General features: G+C 42.3%; 26 protein-coding genes. 25 read left to right on the top strand and 1 reads right to left on the bottom strand.

Annotated features, from left to right (window positions below):
* The first annotated feature begins 59 nt into the window (after positions 1-59).
* The 22 genes from RBU59_RS07105 to RBU59_RS07000 all read left to right on the top strand — a co-directional run bounded on the left by RBU59_RS07105 (position 60) and on the right by RBU59_RS07000 (position 15,656).
* A complete protein-coding gene (locus tag RBU59_RS07105) occupies positions 60-515 on the top strand; it encodes a hypothetical protein (protein WP_308147183.1) in 456 nt (151 codons plus the stop codon).
* 131 nt (positions 516-646) lie between these two features.
* On the top strand, positions 647-1,006 hold the full coding sequence (locus tag RBU59_RS07100; RefSeq protein ID WP_308147182.1) for an HNH endonuclease: 360 nt from the start codon (positions 647-649) through the stop codon (positions 1,004-1,006).
* 115 nt (positions 1,007-1,121) lie between these two features.
* Positions 1,122-1,700 (top strand): P27 family phage terminase small subunit, encoded by a 579-nt coding sequence (locus RBU59_RS07095; protein WP_308147181.1) that lies wholly within the window; start codon positions 1,122-1,124, stop codon positions 1,698-1,700.
* 185 nt (positions 1,701-1,885) lie between these two features.
* Positions 1,886-3,103 carry a site-specific DNA-methyltransferase gene (locus tag RBU59_RS07090; protein WP_308148554.1) on the top strand — a complete coding sequence of 406 codons (1,218 nt, stop codon included), beginning with the start codon at positions 1,886-1,888 and terminating at the stop codon, positions 3,101-3,103.
* Positions 3,096-5,126 (top strand): DNA cytosine methyltransferase, encoded by a 2,031-nt coding sequence (locus RBU59_RS07085; protein WP_308147180.1) that lies wholly within the window; start codon positions 3,096-3,098, stop codon positions 5,124-5,126. The genes RBU59_RS07090 and RBU59_RS07085 overlap by 8 nt, the downstream gene beginning before the upstream one ends.
* Positions 5,127-5,225: 99 nt before the next feature.
* Entirely contained in the window at positions 5,226-6,011 is a 786-nt protein-coding gene (locus RBU59_RS07080) for a virulence protein (protein WP_308147179.1), read from the top strand.
* Positions 5,998-6,222: a DUF4314 domain-containing protein gene (locus RBU59_RS07075; protein WP_308147178.1), complete on the top strand. Its 225-nt coding sequence runs from the start codon at positions 5,998-6,000 to the stop codon at positions 6,220-6,222. Before RBU59_RS07080 ends, RBU59_RS07075 begins: the two co-directional genes overlap by 14 nt.
* A gap of 137 nt (positions 6,223-6,359) precedes the next feature.
* Positions 6,360-7,259 (top strand): amidoligase family protein, encoded by a 900-nt coding sequence (locus RBU59_RS07070; protein ID WP_308147177.1) that lies wholly within the window; start codon positions 6,360-6,362, stop codon positions 7,257-7,259.
* Between the two features lie 30 nt (positions 7,260-7,289).
* Positions 7,290-7,775 carry a gamma-glutamylcyclotransferase family protein gene (locus RBU59_RS07065; RefSeq protein WP_442871701.1) on the top strand — a complete coding sequence of 162 codons (486 nt, stop codon included), beginning with the start codon at positions 7,290-7,292 and terminating at the stop codon, positions 7,773-7,775.
* Positions 7,735-7,911, top strand: coding sequence for a DUF5049 domain-containing protein (locus tag RBU59_RS07060; protein ID WP_308147176.1), 177 nt, complete (start codon positions 7,735-7,737; stop codon positions 7,909-7,911). The genes RBU59_RS07065 and RBU59_RS07060 overlap by 41 nt, the downstream gene beginning before the upstream one ends.
* A 117-nt stretch (positions 7,912-8,028) precedes the next feature.
* Positions 8,029-9,630 carry a terminase large subunit gene (locus tag RBU59_RS07055; protein ID WP_308147175.1) on the top strand — a complete coding sequence of 534 codons (1,602 nt, stop codon included), beginning with the start codon at positions 8,029-8,031 and terminating at the stop codon, positions 9,628-9,630.
* Entirely contained in the window at positions 9,627-10,880 is a 1,254-nt protein-coding gene (locus RBU59_RS07050) for a phage portal protein (RefSeq protein WP_308147174.1), read from the top strand. Before RBU59_RS07055 ends, RBU59_RS07050 begins: the two co-directional genes overlap by 4 nt.
* Positions 10,877-11,563, top strand: coding sequence for a head maturation protease, ClpP-related (locus tag RBU59_RS07045; RefSeq protein WP_308147173.1), 687 nt, complete (start codon positions 10,877-10,879; stop codon positions 11,561-11,563). Before RBU59_RS07050 ends, RBU59_RS07045 begins: the two co-directional genes overlap by 4 nt.
* An 18-nt stretch (positions 11,564-11,581) precedes the next feature.
* Complete coding sequence (locus RBU59_RS07040; RefSeq protein WP_308147172.1) at positions 11,582-12,787, top strand: phage major capsid protein; 1,206 nt, start codon at positions 11,582-11,584, stop codon at positions 12,785-12,787.
* A gap of 13 nt (positions 12,788-12,800) precedes the next feature.
* Positions 12,801-13,013, top strand: a complete 213-nt coding sequence (locus tag RBU59_RS07035; RefSeq protein ID WP_308147171.1) for a Head fiber protein — start codon at positions 12,801-12,803, stop codon at positions 13,011-13,013.
* Between the two features lie 20 nt (positions 13,014-13,033).
* Entirely contained in the window at positions 13,034-13,354 is a 321-nt protein-coding gene (locus RBU59_RS07030) for a head-tail connector protein (RefSeq protein ID WP_308147170.1), read from the top strand.
* A gap of 1 nt (position 13,355) precedes the next feature.
* Entirely contained in the window at positions 13,356-13,691 is a 336-nt protein-coding gene (locus tag RBU59_RS07025; protein ID WP_308147169.1) for a head-tail adaptor protein, read from the top strand.
* 5 nt (positions 13,692-13,696) lie between these two features.
* Entirely contained in the window at positions 13,697-14,128 is a 432-nt protein-coding gene (locus RBU59_RS07020) for an HK97 gp10 family phage protein (protein ID WP_308147168.1), read from the top strand.
* Positions 14,125-14,466, top strand: coding sequence for a hypothetical protein (locus RBU59_RS07015; protein ID WP_308147167.1), 342 nt, complete (start codon positions 14,125-14,127; stop codon positions 14,464-14,466). Before RBU59_RS07020 ends, RBU59_RS07015 begins: the two co-directional genes overlap by 4 nt.
* A 3-nt stretch (positions 14,467-14,469) precedes the next feature.
* Positions 14,470-15,060: a major tail protein gene (locus RBU59_RS07010; protein WP_308147166.1), complete on the top strand. Its 591-nt coding sequence runs from the start codon at positions 14,470-14,472 to the stop codon at positions 15,058-15,060.
* 15 nt (positions 15,061-15,075) lie between these two features.
* On the top strand, positions 15,076-15,468 hold the full coding sequence (locus RBU59_RS07005; RefSeq protein WP_308147165.1) for a hypothetical protein: 393 nt from the start codon (positions 15,076-15,078) through the stop codon (positions 15,466-15,468).
* A 53-nt stretch (positions 15,469-15,521) separates the two neighbouring features.
* Positions 15,522-15,656, top strand: a complete 135-nt coding sequence (locus RBU59_RS07000) for a hypothetical protein (RefSeq protein ID WP_308148672.1) — start codon at positions 15,522-15,524, stop codon at positions 15,654-15,656.
* Here RBU59_RS07000 and RBU59_RS06995 read toward each other — a convergent pair.
* Positions 15,653-16,105 carry a hypothetical protein gene (locus RBU59_RS06995; RefSeq protein ID WP_308147164.1) on the bottom strand — a complete coding sequence of 151 codons (453 nt, stop codon included), beginning with the start codon at positions 16,103-16,105 and terminating at the stop codon, positions 15,653-15,655. The genes RBU59_RS07000 and RBU59_RS06995 overlap by 4 nt on opposite strands.
* 136 nt (positions 16,106-16,241) lie before the next feature.
* Here RBU59_RS06995 and RBU59_RS06990 point away from each other — a divergent pair, with 136 nt between their 5' ends.
* From RBU59_RS06990 to RBU59_RS06980, 3 genes are read left to right on the top strand one after another with little or no spacing between them, the layout of a single operon-like run.
* Positions 16,242-18,668, top strand: coding sequence for a phage tail protein (locus RBU59_RS06990; protein ID WP_308147163.1), 2,427 nt, complete (start codon positions 16,242-16,244; stop codon positions 18,666-18,668).
* Between the two features lie 14 nt (positions 18,669-18,682).
* Entirely contained in the window at positions 18,683-19,534 is an 852-nt protein-coding gene (locus RBU59_RS06985; protein WP_308147162.1) for a phage tail family protein, read from the top strand.
* Positions 19,535-19,537: 3 nt separating this feature from the next.
* Positions 19,538-21,793, top strand: a complete 2,256-nt coding sequence (locus tag RBU59_RS06980; RefSeq protein ID WP_308147161.1) for a siphovirus ReqiPepy6 Gp37-like family protein — start codon at positions 19,538-19,540, stop codon at positions 21,791-21,793.
* Positions 21,794-21,817: the final 24 nt, after the last annotated feature.

Genomic DNA, 21,817 nt, shown 5'->3' with positions numbered 1-21,817 from the left:
AGACAACCTAAGACAATCCAAGCCAATCCGAGTGCAAATAAAATTTCGGAGGTAAGGATATGAACATTATCTGGCAGTATTTAGACAAACGCAGTGCAGCCGTGAATGCACTGAAGGATTACAGCAGTATGGAATATATTATCAGTCATACGGATGAGGAAATCAAAAATGCCTATGATAAGATGAGCGGTATCCAAAGTCCCCAGTTTGACGGGATGCCAAGAGTCCATAATCCTCAGGCGGGAGAAGCACGTATCTTAAATGGAATTGAGGAAATAGATGTGCTGAAAGAACGTTACAGACAAGCGTTGGAGTACATGGAATGGTTCAAGCCTGCATGGGAACAGCTGACCGATGATGAGCATTATGTACTTGAAACATTTTATATAGATGAGGATGGTCAGACAGGTGCGGTATATGACATATGCGACCATTTCCACATTGAGCGTTCCTCTGCGTATAACAAAAAGAACCGTGCGGTGCAGCATTTGGCAGTTCTGTTGTTTGGGAAGTAATGAGTAATATCGTGGACGCAATTGCCTTTTACTCGATGTATAATGGTAACATGAAAAACTGCATAGAGAACAGCGAGCCTTGTGGGAGCAATCCTGCAGGGCTTTCTTTATGCCCAAATGGAGGTGAGCAGATGCCAAGAAAGCCTAGAAGGCCGTGTTCCTTCCCTGGCTGTCCTAATCTTACAGACAATAGATTTTGTGAAGAACATGAGAAACAGGAGAATAAACGCTACGAGAAGTACGACCGAGATCCGGCTGTACGCCGTAGATACGGCAGAGCATGGAAGAGAATCCGTGACAGTTATATTTCACAGCATCCATTGTGTGAGGAGTGTGAAAGGAACGGAAAGCTGACAAGAGCCGAGGAAGTACATCATATTCTTCCTTTATCTCGTGGGGGAACCCATGCGAAGAGTAATCTTATGGCTCTTTGTACTCCTTGTCACTCTGCCATAACAGCAAGAGATGGTGATCGTTGGCATGACCGGTAGGGGGAGTCAAATCTCTACAGCTTTTTAATTGGACAACGGGCGTGGGGGCACACGCACAAAAACCACGGTTCAAACACGGGATTAAACCCAGCAAGTTCAGAAAGGGGTGAAAATAGTGGCTAAAGATGGAACAAATAGAGGCGGCAGACGAGTTCGCGCAGGTGATAAGCCACTACCTCTTTCAGAAAAAATTACAAAGGGAAAGTCGGCAAAGGTATTGGATGTGCCAGACCTACAGCCTGAAACAGTACTTAAGATTGATGAACCAGAAGAAGTAGCGGATTTATGCGGCGAAGATATGCCAGCACCAAGTGACTACCTTAGCGCAAGACAAAGGGATGGTAAGCCGTTAGGTGCAGATTTATTATTCACTGAAACATGGAAATGGCTGAAAGAACGTGGGTGTGAGAAGTTCGTCAACCCTAGATTGATTGAGGCCTATGCTCAAGCATTCACCAGGTATATCCAGTGCGAGGAAGCGATTAGTACATACGGACTTTTAGGAAAACATCCAACAACAGGTGGCGCTATAACAAGTCCATTTGTACAGATGAGCCAATCGTTTCAAAAGCAGGCAAATCTCATCTGGTATGAGATTTTTGATATTGTAAAGCAAAATTGCACTACATCATTTATTGGAAACCCTCAAGACGATATCATGGAGGCACTTTTATCAGGCAGAAAAGGTAGGTAGCATATGACTCTTAATATTTTTTTAGAGCATTTGAAAATGCAAAGAGAACGATTAACCAAGCAACAGTATAAAACAATACGAGGGCAAGCAATGGCCGGTGATATTGTTGGTGCAAATAAAGGTCTTATCAAATTACTAAGCCGGGGGTGATTAATTTGGACAAAGAAAATAAGTATACACAGGAAATGCAGCAAGTGGAGATATCAAAGCTGGTACCATATGCGAACAATTCAAGAACCCACAGCAAAGAGCAAATAAAAAAGCTACAATCAAGTCTTAGGGAGTTCGGTTTTGTGAACCCAATTTTGATTGATAGAAAATATAACATCATTGCAGGACACGGCAGAGTATTAGCTGCAAAAGAAGATGGATTAGATACAGTGCCTTGTGTATTTGTAGACCATTTAACTGAGGCACAAAAGAAAGCTTATATTATTGCAGATAACAGGCTCGCTGAAGATGCAGGGTGGGATAAAGATTTGTTATCCGTAGAACTGGAAAGCTTGAAGGAACTTGAGTTTGATATTGACCTTTTAGGATTTGATGCCGCCGAGTTAAATACAATTTTAAATACTGCTGAGGATGTACAAGAAGATAATTTTGATGTGGAAGAAGAACTGAAAAAGCCTCTGTTTTCAAAGCAAGGTGATTTGTGGATTTTAGGAAGACACCGCCTTTTATGTGGGGACAGTACAAAGTCAGAAACCTATGATAAATTGATGGATGGTAAGAAAGCAAATTTAATCGTTACCGATCCACCGTATAATGTAAAATATGAAGGCACTGCAGGAAAGATACAAAATGATAATCTTTCCACAGATGCCTTTTTTCAATTCCTTTTTGATAGTTTTACTAATATGGAAAAGGTTCTTGCAGCTGATGGTTCTATCTATGTTTTTCATGCTGATACAGAAGGACTTAACTTAAGAAAAGCTTTTGCAGATAGTGGGTTCTATTTGAGTGGTACTTGTATATGGAAAAAGCAAAGTCTTGTTCTAGGGCGAAGCCCTTATCAATGGCAGCACGAACCAATCCTCTTCGGGTGGAAGAAAACGGGTAAACATCAATGGTATTCGGATAGGAAGCAAACCACTATATGGGAATTTGACAGACCAAGCAAAAACGCAGATCACCCAACGATGAAACCAGTGTCGCTTATAGCTTATCCAATCGGAAACTCAAGCCTTACAAACTCAATCGTTCTTGATCCATTTGGTGGATCTGGTAGCACATTGATTGCTTGTGAGCAAACAGATAGAATTTGCTGCACCGCAGAACTGGATGAGAAGTTCTGTGATGTTATTGTAAAAAGGTATATAGAACAGATTTCTGGTGATGAGGGTGTGTTTTTAATAAGGGATGGAAATCAAGTGCCTTACAGTGAGGTGGCTAAAGATGAGTAATCTTACGCTTGGTTCCCTGTTTGATGGAAGTGGTGGGTTTCCTTTAGGCGGCTTAATTTCAGGTATTACACCTTTGTGGGCATCGGAAATTGAGCCTTTTCCTATTCGGGTCACAACAAAGCGAATGCCGTGGGTAAAGCACTTAGGAAACATTAGCACTATTAACGGCGCTGAAATACAACCAGTCGATATTATTACATTTGGCTCACCCTGTACCGATATGTCGGTAGCTGGGAAAAGAGCAGGACTTGATGGAAAACAATCCGTCCTTTTTTATGAGGCAATACGAATTATAAAAGAGATGAGGTGTGCTACTAATGGCAAATATCCAAGATTTATCGTATGGGAGAATGTGCCGGGAGCATTCTCATCAAACAAAGGAGAGGACTTTAAAGCCGTCCTTGAAAGCATCGCAGGAGTTAAAAATGAAACCATATCTATTCCTAAGCCTAACAAATGGCTTAACGCAGGAGAAATCGTGGGAGGAGATTACTCCATCGCATGGAGAACTTTTGATGCGCAATACTGGGGAGTACCCCAACGTCGAAAACGTATCTACCTTGTCGCAGATTTTGCAGATAGGTGTGCCGGAAAAATATTATTTGAGTCCGAAGGCTTGCCAGGGTATTCTCCGCAGAGCTTCTGCTCGTGGCAAGGAATTGCCGGAAGTGCTGAGGTTGGCTTTGGAGAGGCAAGCACTCTTGTTTTAAATGACCAGGGCGGTCAGCGTATGGATGTGCTTGATGATAGGACATCGACACTTAGAGCAAAGGCGAACCACCCACCTTGTGTTATGTTTGAAAATCATAGCCAGGATACCCGCTACACCGGACCTTTAGATGTTGCGCCAACAGTTTCTGCAACTTATGGAACTGGTGGAAACAATCAGCCTTTTGTAACAACGGCAGGATTTTGCACAGAGCATTCATCCAAAAGCCGTGGAATTGGTTATGAGGAGGAAGTTTCACCGACATTAAGGGCAGGAACAGTTCCAGCAGCTATGGAATTAAACGATACTCCCAAAACCCTTAAAATCCGTAGTGGCTGCGAGGGTGGAGGAAAAGGTGCATTAATACAGGATAATAAATCTGCAACTTTATCTTGTAATAACGATCAGACACTGTTCGAGCCGAAGGCATATGGAATATGCTCTGATGGCAGTAACTCCATGAAATCAAACAATCCTCACAGTGGTATTTATGAGGCTGATACTTCAAGAACGATTGATGGAAACGGAGGTAATCCATCGTGCAATCAGGGTGGGATTGCTGTTGTAGAAAGCTTTTCTCTGCAGGGTTCTATGATTGGTCGTAAAGATGAAAACGGCCCTAACGGTGATGGCATTAATAAAGAGGTATCTTTCACCCTTAATACCACAGATAGACACGCAGTTTACGCAATGACAACGGGTGATTTTATGCAGGTCAACATTGAAAAAGCACCGACTTTGGCAGCAAGAGATTATAAAGATCCCAATGTTGTGTCACAGCCTTGTTATTCTATCGATAGAGAAACCTTTAACTGTGGTAAGAACTTTGCGAGAAACCTTGGAATTAAGGAAGATGGAGTTGCAGCAACCTTAAATGCACAGGGTCCATCGGCAGTTGCCTGGAATGGGGAAACTGTATCTCCAACACTTACAGTAAATAATGCGGGTGGTAATCAGAGAATGCCGGATAAGGGCAACTTCACATCAGTGGTTGAACCAAACTATACGGTTCGCAGACTTACTCCAATGGAATGCGGAAGACTTCAAGGCTTTCCAGACTTTTGGTGTGAGAACCTTGGCACAGAGAATCCGAATAAAGAAGATATCGCATTTTGGATAGATGTCTTTGAAACACATCGAAAGATTATAGGCGAGTCTGCAAAACCAAAGACAGAAAGGCAGATTATAAAGTGGTTGCAAGACCCTCCTTCTGATTCTGCAGAGTATAAGATGTGGGGAAATGGTGTGGCTCTGCCATGTGTGTGTTTCGTTCTGACAGGCATTGTGTTATTTACACAAGAAATTGTTGATTAATCCCACAGTTATTTTCTACAGAAAATCCTTTAATGACTTGCTATTTATAGCGTTTAGAGTGATATATGTAGTACCGAAAAAAGAAAGGCGGTACGAAATATGCAAATTAATTATAATGTGACAGGAGATAAACGAAAATCTCTGGTCAGTGCAATCAGTGAGGAACTAAACGTTCCAACAAAATACCTTGGTGCACCTACCTTTGCTTATGAAGTGGATGGATATCATATTGATAAAAATGGTGTGGTTACAGGTGAAGATAATTATGAGTTAATAGCAGATCTGCAAGGATTACACAACTTGGTACCAGTCAATGAGGAATATGATACACCTATTCCAGAGGCAGAACCTATACCAGAAGGTTTAACAATCCCATATGAGGCAGCACTTGGCGGTAGGGTTAACCCTTACCATGATTATATGGAGCCACTGATGTACGGAAGTCCTGATCAGAGTGAAACAATGGAACTTGATGGTTTGACCGTAGAAATTCCGAGGTCAACTCATACCGATTCAGCACTTGAAAACCTTAAGCGATTGGTTGAAAGTAAGTCGAGACTTATAAAAAGAGCAATCGGTACGGATTCTATTCCTATCATTGCAGATGAAGAAGCAATCAGCTTTCCTTGGTTTCATGGCGAACAGGACAGCGATACAGTAAAAGCGTATACCCATTTTGTTACAGCATTATGTGAAATGGCAAAAAGCCAAAAGCGTATTAACGCCAAAGAAAAAGAGATAGAAAATGATAAGTATGCCTTTCGCTGTTTCCTTTTAAGACTTGGGTTTATCGGGGCAGAGTTCAAGGCTGAAAGAAAAATTCTGCTGAAGAACCTTTCTGGTTCATCAGCTTTTAAAGGGGGTGCCAAGAATGCAGTTTCCTAATAGAAATATAGTTGAAATGCTACGAAAGCAATATCCCGCAGGCACAAGAGTAGAACTGGTAGAGATGGATGATTGCCAAGCACCACCCATAGGAACTAAAGGTACAGTGAAGGGTGTTGATGATACTGGCTCTATTATGGTTCGTTGGGATAATGGAAGTTCATTAAATGTTGTTTATGGTGCAGATTTGTGCCGGAAAATTGAGGTGTAGAATACACGATTTCTATAACGGTACAGCTTTTACATTTGTGTGGTTTATACCTTAAATATGACTTGCTATATATCCCTTTTAGAGTGATATATGTAATACCGAAAGGTTAACTACACATTTGAAAGGGGCAAACAACCATGCTTACAACAAAATTTGGAATCGAAATTGAATTCACAGGAATCACTAGAGCAAAAGCCGCAGAGGTTACAGCGGCGTTTCTAAATGGGACAATCGAACGCACCCACGATTATTATGACGCTTATAAAATTCACACAGTAGACGGACGCACTTGGAAGCTGATGAGTGACGGCTCGATTAACTGTCGCCGCAAGGAAAACGGCAGAACTGTATCTGCAGGCAAGGACTACAGTGTTGAACTGGTCAGCCCGATACTTACTTACCGAGAGGACATTGAAGCTTTACAAGAACTTGTTAGGGCACTTCGTTGTGCGGGTGGATTTGCCAACAACTCCTGCGGAATTCACATTCACCTAAACGGTGCAGACCATACACCAAGGAGCATTCGAAACTTCATTAATATTGTTGCAAGTAAGAATGACCTTTTTTACAAGGCTTTGCAGATTGCTCCAGAACGGATGAATTATTGCAAAAAGATGGATAGCCTTTTGGTAGAGAAAGCAAACCATCACAAGCCAGAGACCATGGAAGCTATTGAGAAACTTTGGTATGAGGGCTACAGCGAAAGCACCCACCAACATTATCATCAAAGTCGGTACCATTTCCTAAACCTGCATAGCTTTTTTACGGGTAATCACACGGTTGAGCTACGAGGATTTAACAGTGAACTCCACGCAGGTAAGGTTAGAAGCTACATTGTGCTTGCACTAGCACTTAACAACCAAGCCTTGACACAAAAGTGTGCGAGCAGTAAAAAACCACAAACCGACAATGAGAAATTTGCAATGAGAACTTACCTCAACCGCATTGGATTTATTGGTGAGGAGTTTGCAAACTGCAGAGAGCACTTGACCGCACACCTTGATGGTTCAGCGGCATGGAGATTTCGGGCAGCCTGAACGGTTGCTCCATAATAAGGAGAACAAAATATGATGAATAAAACACTTTATCTTGCCTATGGTTCGAACCTCAACCTTGAGCAAATGGCGCACCGATGTCCCACGGCAAAGACTGTCGGGGCGACCGTACTAATGGACTACCGATTATTGTTTTACGGAGGAAAGGGAGGCGCTGTGGCGACTGTGGAGCCTTGTAAGGGCAAGACAGTACCGTGTCTGCTGTGGGAGATTACCTCGGATGATGAAGCAGCACTTGACCGATATGAGGGATTCCCATTCCTTTACCGTAAGGAAACGGTTAAAGTCAAACTTGGTAAAAAGAACGTGGAAGCTATGGTGTACCTCATGAACGAAGGTCGCCCCTTAGGCACTCCAAGTTGTCATTACTACAGCATCATCTTGGTAGGATATCAAAGCTCAGGCTTTGACATCGACATTCTAAAACAGGCTGTTGAAGATTCTATGGAGGATGGCTATGGACAATATAATCAAGGAACAGATTCTAAAGATTCGTAATACAGGACTTACCAATATGTTTGATTTATCAATGGTGCAACGAATTGCCCATGACATGGAACTGTTTGAACTGGTTGTTTATCTGGAAAATCACCACGAGGAGTATGTGCATTTTATTCTCTATGGTGAAGAATAGCAAATAATTTATATCGCAAAGGACAGCTCCACAGAGGGGCTGTTCCTCGTACACATACATTTTAAAGTCGCTATCACAGGCGGCTATTTTTATTGCAGAAAAGGATGGTGACGGCAAATGCGAAAACTGAAAAAGTATAAGGCTACCAAGTTTAAAACTAAGGACTCTGTTTACAATGCGGAAGCTGCGGATTATGCTGTCAATTTTATTGAGTGCTTATGTCATACCAAAGGTACATGGGCAGGTAAACCTTTTGAACTGATTGATTGGCAAGAACAGATTGTTCGTGATGTTTTTGGTACATTAAAGCCAAATGGCTATCGACAGTTTAATACAGCCTATATAGAAATTCCAAAAAAGCAAGGTAAATCAGAACTAGCCGCCGCAGTAGCATTACTTTTGTGTTGTGGTGATTTTGAAGAAAGAGCCGAAGTTTATGGTTGTGCAGCTGACCGCCAACAGGCATCTATTGTATTTGAGGTAGCTGCTGATATGGTGCGTATGTGTCCTGCACTCAGTAAACGGGTGAAAATACTGGCTTCCCAAAAGAGAATTATTTATATCCCTACGAATAGTTTTTATCAAGTATTATCGGCAGAGGCTTATTCTAAGCACGGTTTTAATATTCACGGTGTGGTGTTTGATGAACTCCATACTCAACCAAATAGAAAGCTGTTTGATGTTATGACCAAGGGTTCTGGCGATGCCAGAATGCAACCACTATATTTTCTTATAACAACAGCAGGAACGGATACACAGAGCATCTGCTATGAAACACACCAAAAGGCAAAGGACATTTTAGAGGGTAGAAAAAATGACTCTACCTTCTACCCTGTTATATACGGAGCAGAAGAGAGTGATGATTGGACAGATTCTAAGGTGTGGAAGAAGGCAAACCCGTCACTTGGTATTACGGTTGGGATTGACAAAGTAAAGGTTGCTTGTGAATCAGCAAAGCAAAACCCTGCCGAAGAGAACTCATTTAGGCAGCTACGTTTAAATCAATGGGTAAAACAAGCAGTACGTTGGATGCCGATGGATAAATGGGATGCTTGTTCCTTTAAGGTTTGTGAGGAGGATTTGGAGGGTCGTGTCTGCTACGGTGGACTTGACCTTTCCAGTACAACGGATATCACAGCTTTTGTGCTAGTATTCCCTCCAGTTGATGAGGATGATAAGTTTTGTGTCCTGCCTTATTTTTGGATACCAGAAGAAACCATCGACCTTCGTGTAAAACGTGACCATGTTCCTTATGATGTGTGGGAAAAGCAAGACTTTCTGCAAACTACAGAAGGAAATGTAGTGCATTATGGATTTATTGAAACATTTATTGAAAAGCTTGGTGAAAAGTATAATATCCGTGAAATCGCATTTGACCGTTGGGGTGCTGTTCAGATGGTACAGAACCTTGAAGGTATGGGATTTACTGTAGTTCCTTTTGGACAGGGTTTTAAAGATATGAGTCCGCCAACAAAGGAACTTATGAAATTGACACTAGAGCAAAAAATTGCTCATGGAGGTCACCCGGTTCTTAGATGGATGATGGATAATATCTTCATTAGAACTGACCCAGCCGGAAACATCAAAGCGGATAAAGAAAAATCTACTGAAAAAATAGATGGTGCTGTAGCTACGATAATGGCTCTTGATAGAGCAATTCGTTGTGGCAATGAAACTGGTGCTTCTGTGTACAACGAAAGGGGGTTATTAATTTTATGAGCATATTTTCATCAATATTTCGTTCAAGGGATAAACCGCAAAATCGTATCGGTGGTGGATGGTCATTCCTCTTCGGCAGTACAACCAGTGGTAAAAATGTTAATGAACACACCGCCATGCAAACCACAGCAGTGTATGCTTGTGTAAGGATACTGGCTGAGGCCATAGCAGGATTACCACTACACGTTTATCGATACAGATTGGACGGCGGCAAGGAACGTATCCCTCAGCATCCTTTGTATTATCTTCTTCATAATGAACCAAACCCAGAGATGACATCATTTGTGTTTCGAGAAACGCTGATGAGTCATCTTTTATTATGGGGAAATGCATATGCACAAATAGTACGAAACGGTCGTGGTCAGCCGGTAGCGCTTTATCCTCTTCTCCCAAGCAAGATGGAGGTCAATCGTGCGAATAACGGTGAGTTAATCTACACCTACTACCGTGATTATGATGAAAACGGACTAAGCCCTAAAGGTGGCTATATTACACTTCGAAAAGAAGACGTTCTTCATATTCCTGGCTTAGGTTTTGATGGGCTAGTTGGTTACAGTCCTATTGCCATGGCGAAAAACTCTATCGGTATGTCACTTGCTACGGAGGAGTACGGTGCAGCATTCTTTGCCAATGGTGCTAATCCTGGTGGTGTACTGGAACACCCAGGGGTAATTAAAGACATTCAGCGGGTTAAGGATAGTTGGAACAGTGCCTATCAAGGTAGCGGAAATGCCCATAAAGTTGCTGTTTTGGAAGAAGGCATGAAGTTTCAGGCAATCGGAATTCCGCCGGAGCAAGCACAATTTCTTGAAACACGCAAGTTTCAGATTAATGAGATTGCAAGGATATTTCGAATACCACCTCATATGGTGGGTGACTTAGAGAAATCAAGTTTCTCTAACATAGAGCAGCAGTCATTGGAGTTCGTAAAATACACCCTTGACCCTTGGGTGGTACGTTGGGAGCAAAGTCTTCAGCAGTCATTAATTTTGCCTTCTGAGAAATCATCTTTGTTTATTAAGTTCAATCTGGATGGGCTTCTGAGAGGCGATTACCAAAGTCGTATGAATGGCTATGCTGTTGGGCGACAGAACGGATGGATGTCAGCCAATGATATCCGTGAACTGGAAGATATGAACCGCATCACAACAGAGGAAGGCGGAGATTTGTATCTAGTCAACGGCAATATGACAAAACTGGCTGACGCAGGAGCGTTTGCCACAAATCAAGTAAAGGAGGTCAGTAAATGAAGAAGTTCTGGAACTGGGTGCGAGATTCTGACGAAGAACGCACTCTTTATCTCAATGGAGTAATATCTGATGAAACATGGTGGGGTGATGAAGTTACACCTAAGATGTTCAAAGATGAATTGCTGGCAGGCACCGGGAATATCACAGTGTGGATTAATTCTCCTGGTGGTGATGTGTTTGCAGCAGCTCAGATTTACAACATGCTCATGGAGTATTCCGGAAGAGTCACTGTAAAAATTGATGGACTTGCAGCAAGTGCAGCATCTGTTATAGCAATGGCAGGTGGAGATGTATATATGTCCCCGGTTTCCATGCTTATGATCCATAACCCATCGACTATTGCAATAGGTGACAGCGAGGAAATGCTGCGAGCAAAGGCTCTATTAGATGAGGTCAAGGAAAGTATTATTAATGCTTATGAGTTGAAGTCGGGTCTTTCTCGAACTAAGCTAGCACACCTAATGGATGCTGAGACGTGGATGAATGCAAATAAAGCTATTGAACTTGGTTTCGCTGATAAGGTTATGTTTACAGAAGGAGAAAAGACCAGCACTGACAGTCTTATCTTCTCACGTATGGCAATAACGAACTCCCTTATCAACAAGCTGCCAAAACAATCAAAACCGAAAACAGGTACACCAATTGAGTCGCTTGATAAGCGGCTTTCTTTAATTACCCACTAATTTGAAGGAGGAAATACGATGAGTAAAATTTTAGAACTGCGTGAAAAACGTGCAAAGGCATGGGATGCTGCCAAGGCATTCCTTGATACCAAACGTGGTGGCGATGGTCTTTTATCCACTGAGGACACCGCTACCTATGACAAGATGGAGGCTGATGTTGTAGCTCTAGGTAAAGAAATCGAGCGATTGGAACGTCAGGCATCGATTGACATGGAACTCTCGAAAGCCACAAGTAATCCTATTATTAATACCCCTTACAAAGGTATGGAAGAAAAGACTGGTCGTGCATCAGCTGAGTATAAAAAGGCATTCTGGAATGCTATGCGTACCCGTGCTGGTGAAGGACTTGATCCAGTTGTGAGAAATGCACTGCAGGTTGGAACCGACACCGAAGGTGGCTACCTTGTCCCTGATGAATTTGAACGTACCCTTGTGGAAGCTCTTGAGGATGAGAACATCTTCCGTAGACTGGCAAAAGTAATCACAACTTCATCCGGCGACCGTAAAATTCCGGTTGTTGCTTCCAAGGGCACAGCATCTTGGATTGATGAGGAAGGTGCTATTCCAGAAAGTGATGATAGCTTCGGTCAAACTTCCATCGGTGCTTACAAGCTTGGAACCATGATTAAGGTTTCCGAGGAACTTTTAAATGACAGCGTGTTCAACATTGAAGCTTATATTTCTAGAGAATTTGCTAGACGTATCGGTAATAAGGAAGAGGAAGCATTCTTTATTGGTGATGGTACAGGCAAGCCAACTGGAATTCTTGCTGCAACAGGTGGTGCTCAACTTGGAGTAACCACAGCAAGCGCTACAGCTATCACCATTGATGAGTTGCTAGATCTGTTCTATTCGTTAAAAGCACCTTATCGTAATAAGTCCGCATTCGTTATGAATGATGCTACTGTAAAAGCAATCCGTAAGCTGAAAGATGGTCAAGGTCAGTATTTATGGCAGCCTTCCTTGCAGGCAGGTACTCCTGATACTATTTTGAATCGTCCTTTGTACACTTCGGCATATGTACCAACGATTGCTTCGACTGCTAAGACGATTGCATTCGGTGATTTCAGCTATTATTGGGTAGCTGACCGTCAAGGACGTATGTTTAAGCGTCTGAATGAACTTTATGCCGCAACAGGGCAGGTAGGTTTTGTTGCTACCCAGCGTGTGGATGGCAAGTTGATTTTACCTGAGGCTATCAAGGTTCTTCAGCAGAAAGCATAAGGGGGTCTGACCTATGAGTTATAACTCGAAAAACCATATGGAACAAGGTGGCGAGAAATGGGTTGTTGGCGGCACATTGGAAGTTCTACCGGGAGCAAAAGTTACAGGACTCCCTACCGCAACATACCAAGCTGATAGTGTAGCCACAACAGTTGAGGGATTAGTTACTGACTTTAATGCACTGCTTGCAAAGTTAAAGGCAGCAGGGCTTATGGCAGATGAATAATCGGTGAAGGAGGCGGTGGTATGGCAATTGCAGAAAATCTTCTTCCAAAAGCCAAAGCAAACCTGATCCTGTCGCATGATGAGGATGATGGCCTTCTTATTCAATACATTACAGCGGCAGTATCCTATGCAGAAAGCTATCAACATGTACCAGTTGATTGGTATGAAACACATACCATGCCGCCTACTACCGAGCAAGCTGTTATTATGTTGTCTGGCCATTTCTATGAAAGTAGAGATGGCTCGACAGCAGGATTTTTTGTTGATAATGTGCAGGCAGGACAACAGGTGTGGAACACAGTAAATCTACTCTTAAGACTTGACCGGGAATGGAGTGTTTAATATGAGTTATGGAAAGATGAATACACCAATTGATATTATTCAGACCGTTACCCAAAAAGACAGTGAGGGATTTGCGACACAGACTGATACGGTATTAGCATCAGTTCGGGCATACCGAGAGGAGCGTCATGGGAGTGAGCGATGGGCAAACCAAGCCGTATTTCAAGATGCGAGTGCTCTTTTTCGATTTCGTAGGATTCCCAGATTAATAGTAACCACGAAAATGACCATTGTCTGTATTGGAGAGAGATTTCGTATCCTAAGTGCAGAAGATGTCCGTGGCAGAAAAATGTATATCGAGGTTCTTGCAGAGAAGCTGGAACCTTCCGTGAGGTGATAAGAATGGCTAAGCTGCAAGCAAAACTACCGGAAGATTTTATGCAGAAGGTATCTAGACTAGGAAATCAAACAGATGAGATACTTCCAAAAGCGTTGGAGGTAGGAGGAGAAGTGGTACTAAACAAGGTTAAGGATAATCTTCGATCTGTCATTGGTAGTGGCACAAAATATCCTTCAAAAGCAACGGGAGAGCTCCAAAGAGCGCTTGGACTATCGAAAGCAATGATTGATAAGAATGGTAACCATAACGTGAAGATAGGCTTTGCGGAGCCGCGTTCTAATGGAGTTTCCAATGCTAAGATAGCAAGTATTATCGAGTATGGAAAACATGGTCAGCCTGCAAAACCATTCCTGGCACCTGCAAAATCCGCTTCTCGTCGTGCTTGTGTAGATGCCATAGTTACAAAACTGGAGGAGGAGATAGGGAAGATATGAGTATTTTGACAGAGCTTATCAGCTTTTTCAATAGCATCCTAATTCCTGTGGAAACGGGTGTATTTAGTGACACTGCCCCGGATGTCTATGTTGTAATTACCCCAATTGCAGATACCTTTGGATACCATGCAGATAACCAACCAGAATTTGATGTACAGGAAGCAAGGATCTCCTTGTTTTCCAAAGGAAATTATCAGCAAACCAAAACACAAATTGTGGGAGGTCTGATTCAATTAGACTTTACGGTGACAGACCGTCGATACCTTGGGTATGAAAATGATACGGGGTATCACCATATGGCGATAGATGTAGAAAAACATTACGAATTGGAGGAATAATGTATGGCAACAATTGGTCTTGATAAATTATACTATGCAACGATTACAGAAGATACGTTAGGGGAAGAAACCTATGGTACTCCCAAAGTATTAGCCAAAGCTATCAGTGCTGAGTTATCGGTGGAACTAGTGGAGGCAATTTTATATGCAGATGATGGTGCTGCTGAAGTAGTAAAGGATTTTAATAATGGCACACTTTCTCTTGGAATTGATGACATTGGTACTGCTGTAGCATCGGACTTAACCGGAGCAACAGCAGATGATAATGGTGTACTAATCTCTGCCAGTGAGAGTACAGGCGCACCAGTCGCAGTCGGTTTTCGAGCAAAGAAAGCCAATGGAAAGTACCGCTATTTTTGGCTTTACCGCGTAAAATTTGGTCTCCCGGCAACCAATCTACAAACGAAAGGTGAATCCATCACCTTTTCTACACCTACCATTGAAGGAACGGTGATGCGTAGAAACAAATTGGATGGTAATGGGAAACACCCTTGGAAAGCAGAAGTTACCGAAGGGGATGCAGGTGTTCCGGCACTTGTTATTACCGGTTGGTATACACAGGTTTATGAACCCGTATACACACCAGCACCTTAATGGGAGGATAAAAGAATGGATCATGAAAGAAGTGCCACGATTCAAATTGGCGGCAAAGAGTTTGAACTGATATTAACTACGCGTGCTACCAAAGCAATAGCAAACCGTTATGGCGGTCTTGAGAACCTCGGAGAAAAACTGATGAAATCTGAAAACTTTGAGATGGCATTGGATGAGATTGTGTGGCTTTTAACACTTTTAGCTAATCAGTCAATTCTGATTCAAAACCTTAAGAACAAGAATACACCAGAAGATTTGCTAACTGAGGAAGAGGTAGAACTATTAACTTCGCCACTTGATTTAGCAGCATATAAAAATGCGATTACCGAAGCCATGTTTCGCGGTACCAAGCGAAACGTGGAAAGTGAGGAAGAAGGCATTGCAACAAAAAACGTGGAAGTCGGGTAACGGACAATGAAGTCTTTACCCGGCTTTTTTATTATGGAACAGTGCAGATGGGTATGAGTACAGATGAATTCTGGCTTATGCCCATCGGTTTATTTTTTGACCTATGGACCTGCCATAAACAGTTCCTTGGGTTGGAGAAACCAAAGAAGATTATTACGATTGACGACATTATCCCTAATGGTATTTAAGATTCCGTGGGAACATGTCTGTTCCTGATTTTTTCTACTACTTTTCTCACTCCTTCTTCGTCAGCAGTTTTTGTCCTGCTTACGCATGAATTAAAAAGAGTGTTCACAAAAACATCACCCTCAGGAGCTCTATTATCTATGCAGTCTCTTAAATGATCTTTAAATTCCTGCATAGAAAATCCAAGCTTACGAAGTATTTTGGAATGAACTGTCGATTGCTTCACACTTTCTGTCGCTGCCACTTGATTAACGGCTGTTACAACAGCAAAGTGAATATTACGCTCTGGGTAATCTTCCATATACTCCAATACGGACTCGACGATTAATAAAATTTGTCTAATAGAACTGGAGCATTTGGTGTAGCCACCATCATCGGTGATTGGGCGAAACTCAATTTCACCCGTGTTAAAAACTAAGACCTCGTAGCGCGCAATTAAAGATTTTCTCATTATAACTACCTCCTGTATTTTTATGTAAGTTTATTGCGTACACATTTGTTTGCACAAGCAAATGCTTATGCAAATATAATACTGGAGAATTTTAGGTTTGTCAAGTTAAATTTTTTATGAACGGAGGTGAGGCTGTATGCCAGATAATTTTGGATTAAAAATTGGTGTTGAAGGGGAACGTGAGTTTAAAAAGGCACTCTCTGATATCAATCAATCCTTTAAGGTATTAGGCAGTGAGATGACTCTTGTGACTAGTCAGTTTGATAAAAATGATAAATCTATTACTGCACTCACCGCCCGTAATGCAGTTTTAAATAAAGAAATCGATGCACAAAAAGATAAGATTGCTACCCTCAAGGCTGCACTGGACAATGCATCCTCCTCTTTTGGTGAAAACGACCGTCGTACACAGAATTGGCAGATACAGTTAAATAAAGCACAAGCTGAACTTAACGGCATGGAGCGTGAACTTGCACAAACGGGTGAGGGTACTGACGATCTGGGAGATGAATTAAAAGCAACAGGAGATGAAGCTGAGAAGTCATGTGGTAAGTTTGAAAAGATGGGAGGAGTCCTCAAAGGTGTCGGTGTGGCAATGGGTGCTGTCACCGTTGCCATAGGCGCTGCTGCAATTAAACTGGGTAAAGATGTTGTTCAACAGTTCGGAGAGTTGGAGCAGAACCTCGGTGGTAGTGAAGCTGTATTTGGAAAGTACGCTACCTCCATTCAGAAGTCTGGAGAGGAGGCTTACAAAAATCTCGGTGTGTCTCAGAGCCAATATCTCGCCACCGCAAACAAAATGGGGGCATTGTTTCAAGGTAGCGGCATCGAGCAACAAAAATCGCTGGAACTCACGGAAAAAGCAATGCAACGAGCCGCTGATATGGCGTCTGTTATGGGTATCGATATGCAGATGGCTCTTGATTCCGTAGCGGGTGCTGCAAAGGGCAACTTTACAATGATGGATAACCTCGGTGTTTCAATGAATGCCACCAATGTGGAAGCCTATGCCCTCGCCAAAGGTCTGGACTTCACTTGGGCAACGGCTTCCAATGCTGAAAAAGCAGAAGTCGCTATGCAGATGTTCTTTGAGAATACGGAGCAATACGCAGGAAACTTCGCCCGTGAGGCAACACAAACCGTCACGGGCTCCATTGGTCTGCTGCAAGCTGCAGTCGGTAGTTTCACAGCAGGACTTGGAAATGCAGATGCTGATATGACAAACCTGACAGAAAATCTTGTAGATGCCTTTCAGGTCGTGGTAAAAAATATCGTGCCTGTGCTTGAGAACATTGTGAAAGCTATACCACAGGCAACAGGAGCAATTTTACAAGCGGTCGGTGACCTCTTGCCAATGCTACTTGAAACCGTAACGGAACTGTTCACACAGGTATTGCAAACTATTTTAAGTCTACTTCCAGAACTTATCCCTGCCGCTGTTGACGCAGTGATGACAATCGTTGGTGCTTTGATTGAAAGCCTACCTCTTCTCATTGATGCAGCGGTGCAACTTGTGACGGCTCTTGTGAGTGGCATCGGTGAGACTTTGCCACAGCTTATACCAGTGGCAGTAGGTGCAATTACAACCATCGTACAAGGTTTGGTAGATAATCTGCCTATGCTCCTGGACGCAGCTTTACAGCTGATTCTTGGCTTGGCACAAGGACTACTTGATGCAATTCCTCAGCTTGTTTCTGCTTTGCCTGCTATTATTACAGCACTTGTAAATTTTCTTGTGGAGTCCATTCCTCTGATTATTGATGCGGGAATTCAATTGCTGACTTCCTTGGTAACCGCACTACCTACCATAATAACGGCGATTGTTCCGGCAATTCCTAAAATTGTGAATAGTATTATCACTGCAGTGATTAAGTCTATTCCAATTATTATTGAGGCAGGTATCAAGTTATTAGTAGCCCTCATTCAGGCATTGCCAACCATCATTGCAACGATTGTGCCAGCAATTCCACAAATCGTTGGCTCTCTGGTGAGTGCCATTGTAAATAATATCGATAAGATAATCTTAGCCGGAGTTCAACTCTTTGTAGCACTCATTGAAAATTTACCTACCATTATCGTTGAAATAGTCAAAGCAGTACCACAGATTATTGAAGGGATTGTAAAAGGCTTTACGGATTCTCTCGGGCAAATCAAACAGGTAGGAACCGATCTGATTCATGGTTTATGGAATGGTATTTCTGATGCAGGGGCATGGTTGCGAGACAAAATCTCCGGCTTCTTTGGAGATGTGGTATCAAACATTAAAGACTTCTTTGGTATCCATTCGCCTTCCACTTTGTTTGCAGGACTAGGTCGCAACATGGGTGAAGGGATTGGTGTGGGATTTGAAGCTGCTATGTCAGATGTTGCGAGAGATATGCAAAATGCGATCCCAACAAACCTTGATTTAAATTACAGCAGTCAAGCTAGACAAGGGGGGATTGCTCCTACTGGTACAACCATCACACAAAATCTTTCTGTGGTGACACCGAAGGCTCTCTCTGAAAAGGAACTGGCAAGAGAGTTCAAGAACCTATCACAGAAGTTAGCCATGTCATATTAGGAAGGAGGGCTCATGTGGAAATAACCTATATTAATTCCAATGGGGAAAGTCTTACGATAAAGCAAGCAAAACCCTATTTTTTAGAAAAGCTGGATGGAACGGGAAGCATCCGGAACATTATCAATACCTTCAAGGCACCGGAGCAAGATGGTGCTTTTTTCGTATCTTCCACTCTGGATATGCGAAACATCATATTAGAGGGTACGATTGTAGCAGAAGATGCAAGTAAAGCCTATGAGTTACGAAAAGAACTCCTTCGATTTTTCAGTCCAAAAAAGACTGGTATCTTATGCTATCGTGATAAGCAGATTTCTTGCATTGTGGAGGAAGTAACACTGATTGTATCTGTAAGAGAGAGAATACCAAAGTTTTTCTTAAGTTTGCTTTGCCCTTCGCCTTTCTTTGAATTGCTCGAAGAGGTGAGACAGGAGCTTGCCTCTTGGGATGCAATGCTTGAGTTTGATTTAGAGATACCAGTGAGTGGTATGGAATTTGGAGCAAGACAGCCAAGTCAGATTATTGCATTGGATAACATCGGAGATGTACCTTGTGGCTGTGAGATTGTATTCAAGGCACTTGGCTCTGTTACAAATCCGGAGCTTTTGCATTTGGATACCGGAGAGTATGTAAAAATTCTCACCACTATGAATTCAGGAGATGAATTTCACATATATACACACTTTGCTGGAAAACGGGTGATAAGCATCATTGGTACTACACTGAGCAATGCCTTTTATCTGTTGGATACTGACTCAGACTTCTTTCAGCTCGCACCTGGAATAAACAACCTTCGTTATGATGCGTCAGTTAATCTTGAACTGCTTGATGTAAGTATTTATTATCGTCCGCAGTTTTTGGGGGTGTAGCTTATGGAACTATATGTATTTAATCAGAACCGTGCATTAATCGGAGTTGTTGAATCCTTTGAGTATCTAAGATGGACCAGACGATACTCCCAGTGCGGTTCCTTTGAACTAAAGGCAAATGCATCTTCCGAAAATGCCACTCTTCTCCAAGAAGGAAATTATATCTGGAAAAATGATGATGAGGAAGTGGGGGTAATCGAATATCTGCAGCTGTCGCAGACTAACAGTGAAAGTATAACGGTAAGCGGACGGTTTGCCACCGTACTATTAGGTCGGCGTATCATTTGGAATACGGAAATCCTAAATGGTGATCTTTCTTCCTGTATTGCACAGTTGATTAACCATAATGTCATATCACCTACAGACACGAATCGTAAGATTACTAACCTAAGCTTTTCATCATCAACTTTAAGTAAACCAGTGAAAAAACAGGTTTCCTATAACAATCTTCTAGATGAAATACAAGAACTTTGTGATGCATCATCCGTAGGTATCAAAACTGTATTTGAACCATCATCGGGGCACCTTACGGTAACACTTTATATCGGAGAGCCTTCTCAGGCTGTATTTTCAAAGGAATATGAGAACCTGCTTGATCAGACCTTTACAAAAAACACAGCAGGGTATGCCAATACCGCCAAAATAGGAGGAGAAGGGGAGAATGATGCAGACCGTATCTTTGCATATATCACAGATGGTACTGGAGAAAATCGAAGAGAAGCCTTTGTAGATGCAAAGGATCTTCGCTCTGCAGATTTTCCTTCTGATTATACGGAGGCTCTAACCTACCGTGGGCAGACAAAGCTTGCGGAACTTGCCACAGCGCAGTCCTTTGATGTCACCGTAAATAACCATGGGAATTTAATCTATAAAACAGATTATGATCTTGGTCAGACGGTACAGGTCATCTCGAAAAAGTGGGGTGTATCCATGACCACACGCATTGTGGAGATAGAAGAAAGCTATGACAGGGACGGACAGAGCATCAGCGTTACATTTGGAAAAGCAGAACTTACGATTACACAAAAGATTAAATCTGATTTTAGTCAGGTAAGGACAGCTCTTGGTGCTCCGGCGGGAATTTCGGAATTACTGGTGGATGAAAACAGTTGGGCTGATTTACAGAGGTTTTTAGGTGGTGTCATGATAAACTCTGCAAAGTTGGCTGTGAATACCTCAACTGCCGGAGGGAATGACCCGACTCTAGCAAAATACTTTCATGCAGCAAGAGTGGTCGTTAACGGTTCCTATAATCGTATTGCCTTTAAGTTTGATTACTTCGGGACGGGGACAACTCCAAAGTCAGGTACGATAGAGGGTTATGTTTACTCGACGTCCTCTTTTGCAACAATGTCCATACAATCCTTTGTGCAGTCCTATACAAGGGATAAAAGTCCGTTTTTATCGACGGATATTAAAATTGTAAAGTCAGCAAGTTCCACCAAGACAATATGGGATATCTATATTTGGCTATCGGATTACGGAACTGCTTATTTGAATGGTCAGTATGCATTTAGTGAATCAGGAAATCTGATTGCAGATCCAGATAACGGGGCACTAATCCTTGTTGCAAACCTTCCGACGGTATCATCTACCTTCTCATATGGCGGTCAGACCTTTACAGTATTGGCAGTTGATAACGGAGTGATAAAGACGTCTACCTATAGTGAGGATGGCTCATTTTATAAGTTACAGCTACCAAACCGTGATGTCAGCCTTACATCAACAGACAATCCATTGCAGATAGGCGTTTCCACGGGTGTGAACATGGTTTTTGATGCAAACGAAATACAAGCCCGTAATAATGGCTCGGGTTCCCCAATGTATCTCAACCTAGAGGGAGGTGCGGTATGCGTTAACGGTGACTCTACTACTGGTATTATTTACGGTGGGGATACAGGGTATCTTGAATTATCGGATATAGATTTGGAAAACAGTTTTACGATTTATTCTACGGCTCAACGACCTAGATTAAGAAAAATAGGAAAAATGGTACATTTTTATGGTGCGATGTCACCTGCCGCAGGAGCTGCAATAAATTCAGCAACGAATTTAAGCTTTTATACTCTGCCTAGTGAGTATAGACCAATATCAGGATATGTTACGGTAAGATGCCAGGGATCAGGAATTAATACCTGGCTGTTACAGATAACTAACGTGGGCGTGTGCTCCTGTAGCAGATATGGAACAAATGCCTATGCTACAAGCATTGCAGGAACAGAATGGCTGACGTTTAATGCTACATGGTTTGTAAGCTGATAGAAGCGGGAAAAAGTGTGGCAT

It is taken from the genome of Anaerocolumna sp. MB42-C2, from assembly GCF_030913705.1.
GTDB lineage: Bacteria > Bacillota > Clostridia > Lachnospirales > Lachnospiraceae > Anaerocolumna.
The sequence above is the reverse complement of the archived record's forward strand: the minus strand, read 5'-3'. Positions and strand labels throughout refer to the sequence as shown.

Bases quoted from the DNA above. Each gene is read 5' to 3' on its own strand.
- RBU59_RS07030 (WP_308147170.1), top strand. From the start codon at position 13,034: ATGGCAATTGCAGAAAATCTTCTTCCAAAAGCCAAAGCAAACCTGATC.
- RBU59_RS06995 (WP_308147164.1), bottom strand. From the start codon at position 16,105: ATGAGAAAATCTTTAATTGCGCGCTACGAGGTCTTAGTTTTTAACACG.
- RBU59_RS07100 (WP_308147182.1), top strand. From the start codon at position 647: ATGCCAAGAAAGCCTAGAAGGCCGTGTTCCTTCCCTGGCTGTCCTAAT.
- RBU59_RS07020 (WP_308147168.1), top strand. From the start codon at position 13,697: ATGGCTAAGCTGCAAGCAAAACTACCGGAAGATTTTATGCAGAAGGTA.
- RBU59_RS07080 (WP_308147179.1), top strand. From the start codon at position 5,226: ATGCAAATTAATTATAATGTGACAGGAGATAAACGAAAATCTCTGGTC.
- RBU59_RS07045 (WP_308147173.1), top strand. From the start codon at position 10,877: ATGAAGAAGTTCTGGAACTGGGTGCGAGATTCTGACGAAGAACGCACT.
- RBU59_RS07000 (WP_308148672.1), top strand. From the start codon at position 15,522: ATGAGTACAGATGAATTCTGGCTTATGCCCATCGGTTTATTTTTTGAC.
- RBU59_RS07075 (WP_308147178.1), top strand. From the start codon at position 5,998: ATGCAGTTTCCTAATAGAAATATAGTTGAAATGCTACGAAAGCAATAT.
- RBU59_RS07010 (WP_308147166.1), top strand. From the start codon at position 14,470: ATGGCAACAATTGGTCTTGATAAATTATACTATGCAACGATTACAGAA.
- RBU59_RS07105 (WP_308147183.1), top strand. From the start codon at position 60: ATGAACATTATCTGGCAGTATTTAGACAAACGCAGTGCAGCCGTGAAT.
- RBU59_RS07005 (WP_308147165.1), top strand. From the start codon at position 15,076: ATGGATCATGAAAGAAGTGCCACGATTCAAATTGGCGGCAAAGAGTTT.
- RBU59_RS06980 (WP_308147161.1), top strand. From the start codon at position 19,538: ATGGAACTATATGTATTTAATCAGAACCGTGCATTAATCGGAGTTGTT.
- RBU59_RS07055 (WP_308147175.1), top strand. From the start codon at position 8,029: ATGCGAAAACTGAAAAAGTATAAGGCTACCAAGTTTAAAACTAAGGAC.
- RBU59_RS07065 (WP_442871701.1), top strand. From the start codon at position 7,290: ATGATGAATAAAACACTTTATCTTGCCTATGGTTCGAACCTCAACCTT.
- RBU59_RS07060 (WP_308147176.1), top strand. From the start codon at position 7,735: ATGGACAATATAATCAAGGAACAGATTCTAAAGATTCGTAATACAGGA.
- RBU59_RS07040 (WP_308147172.1), top strand. From the start codon at position 11,582: ATGAGTAAAATTTTAGAACTGCGTGAAAAACGTGCAAAGGCATGGGAT.
- RBU59_RS07015 (WP_308147167.1), top strand. From the start codon at position 14,125: ATGAGTATTTTGACAGAGCTTATCAGCTTTTTCAATAGCATCCTAATT.
- RBU59_RS07025 (WP_308147169.1), top strand. From the start codon at position 13,356: ATGAGTTATGGAAAGATGAATACACCAATTGATATTATTCAGACCGTT.
- RBU59_RS07085 (WP_308147180.1), top strand. From the start codon at position 3,096: ATGAGTAATCTTACGCTTGGTTCCCTGTTTGATGGAAGTGGTGGGTTT.
- RBU59_RS06990 (WP_308147163.1), top strand. From the start codon at position 16,242: ATGCCAGATAATTTTGGATTAAAAATTGGTGTTGAAGGGGAACGTGAG.
- RBU59_RS07070 (WP_308147177.1), top strand. From the start codon at position 6,360: ATGCTTACAACAAAATTTGGAATCGAAATTGAATTCACAGGAATCACT.
- RBU59_RS07090 (WP_308148554.1), top strand. From the start codon at position 1,886: ATGCAGCAAGTGGAGATATCAAAGCTGGTACCATATGCGAACAATTCA.
- RBU59_RS07035 (WP_308147171.1), top strand. From the start codon at position 12,801: ATGAGTTATAACTCGAAAAACCATATGGAACAAGGTGGCGAGAAATGG.
- RBU59_RS07050 (WP_308147174.1), top strand. From the start codon at position 9,627: ATGAGCATATTTTCATCAATATTTCGTTCAAGGGATAAACCGCAAAAT.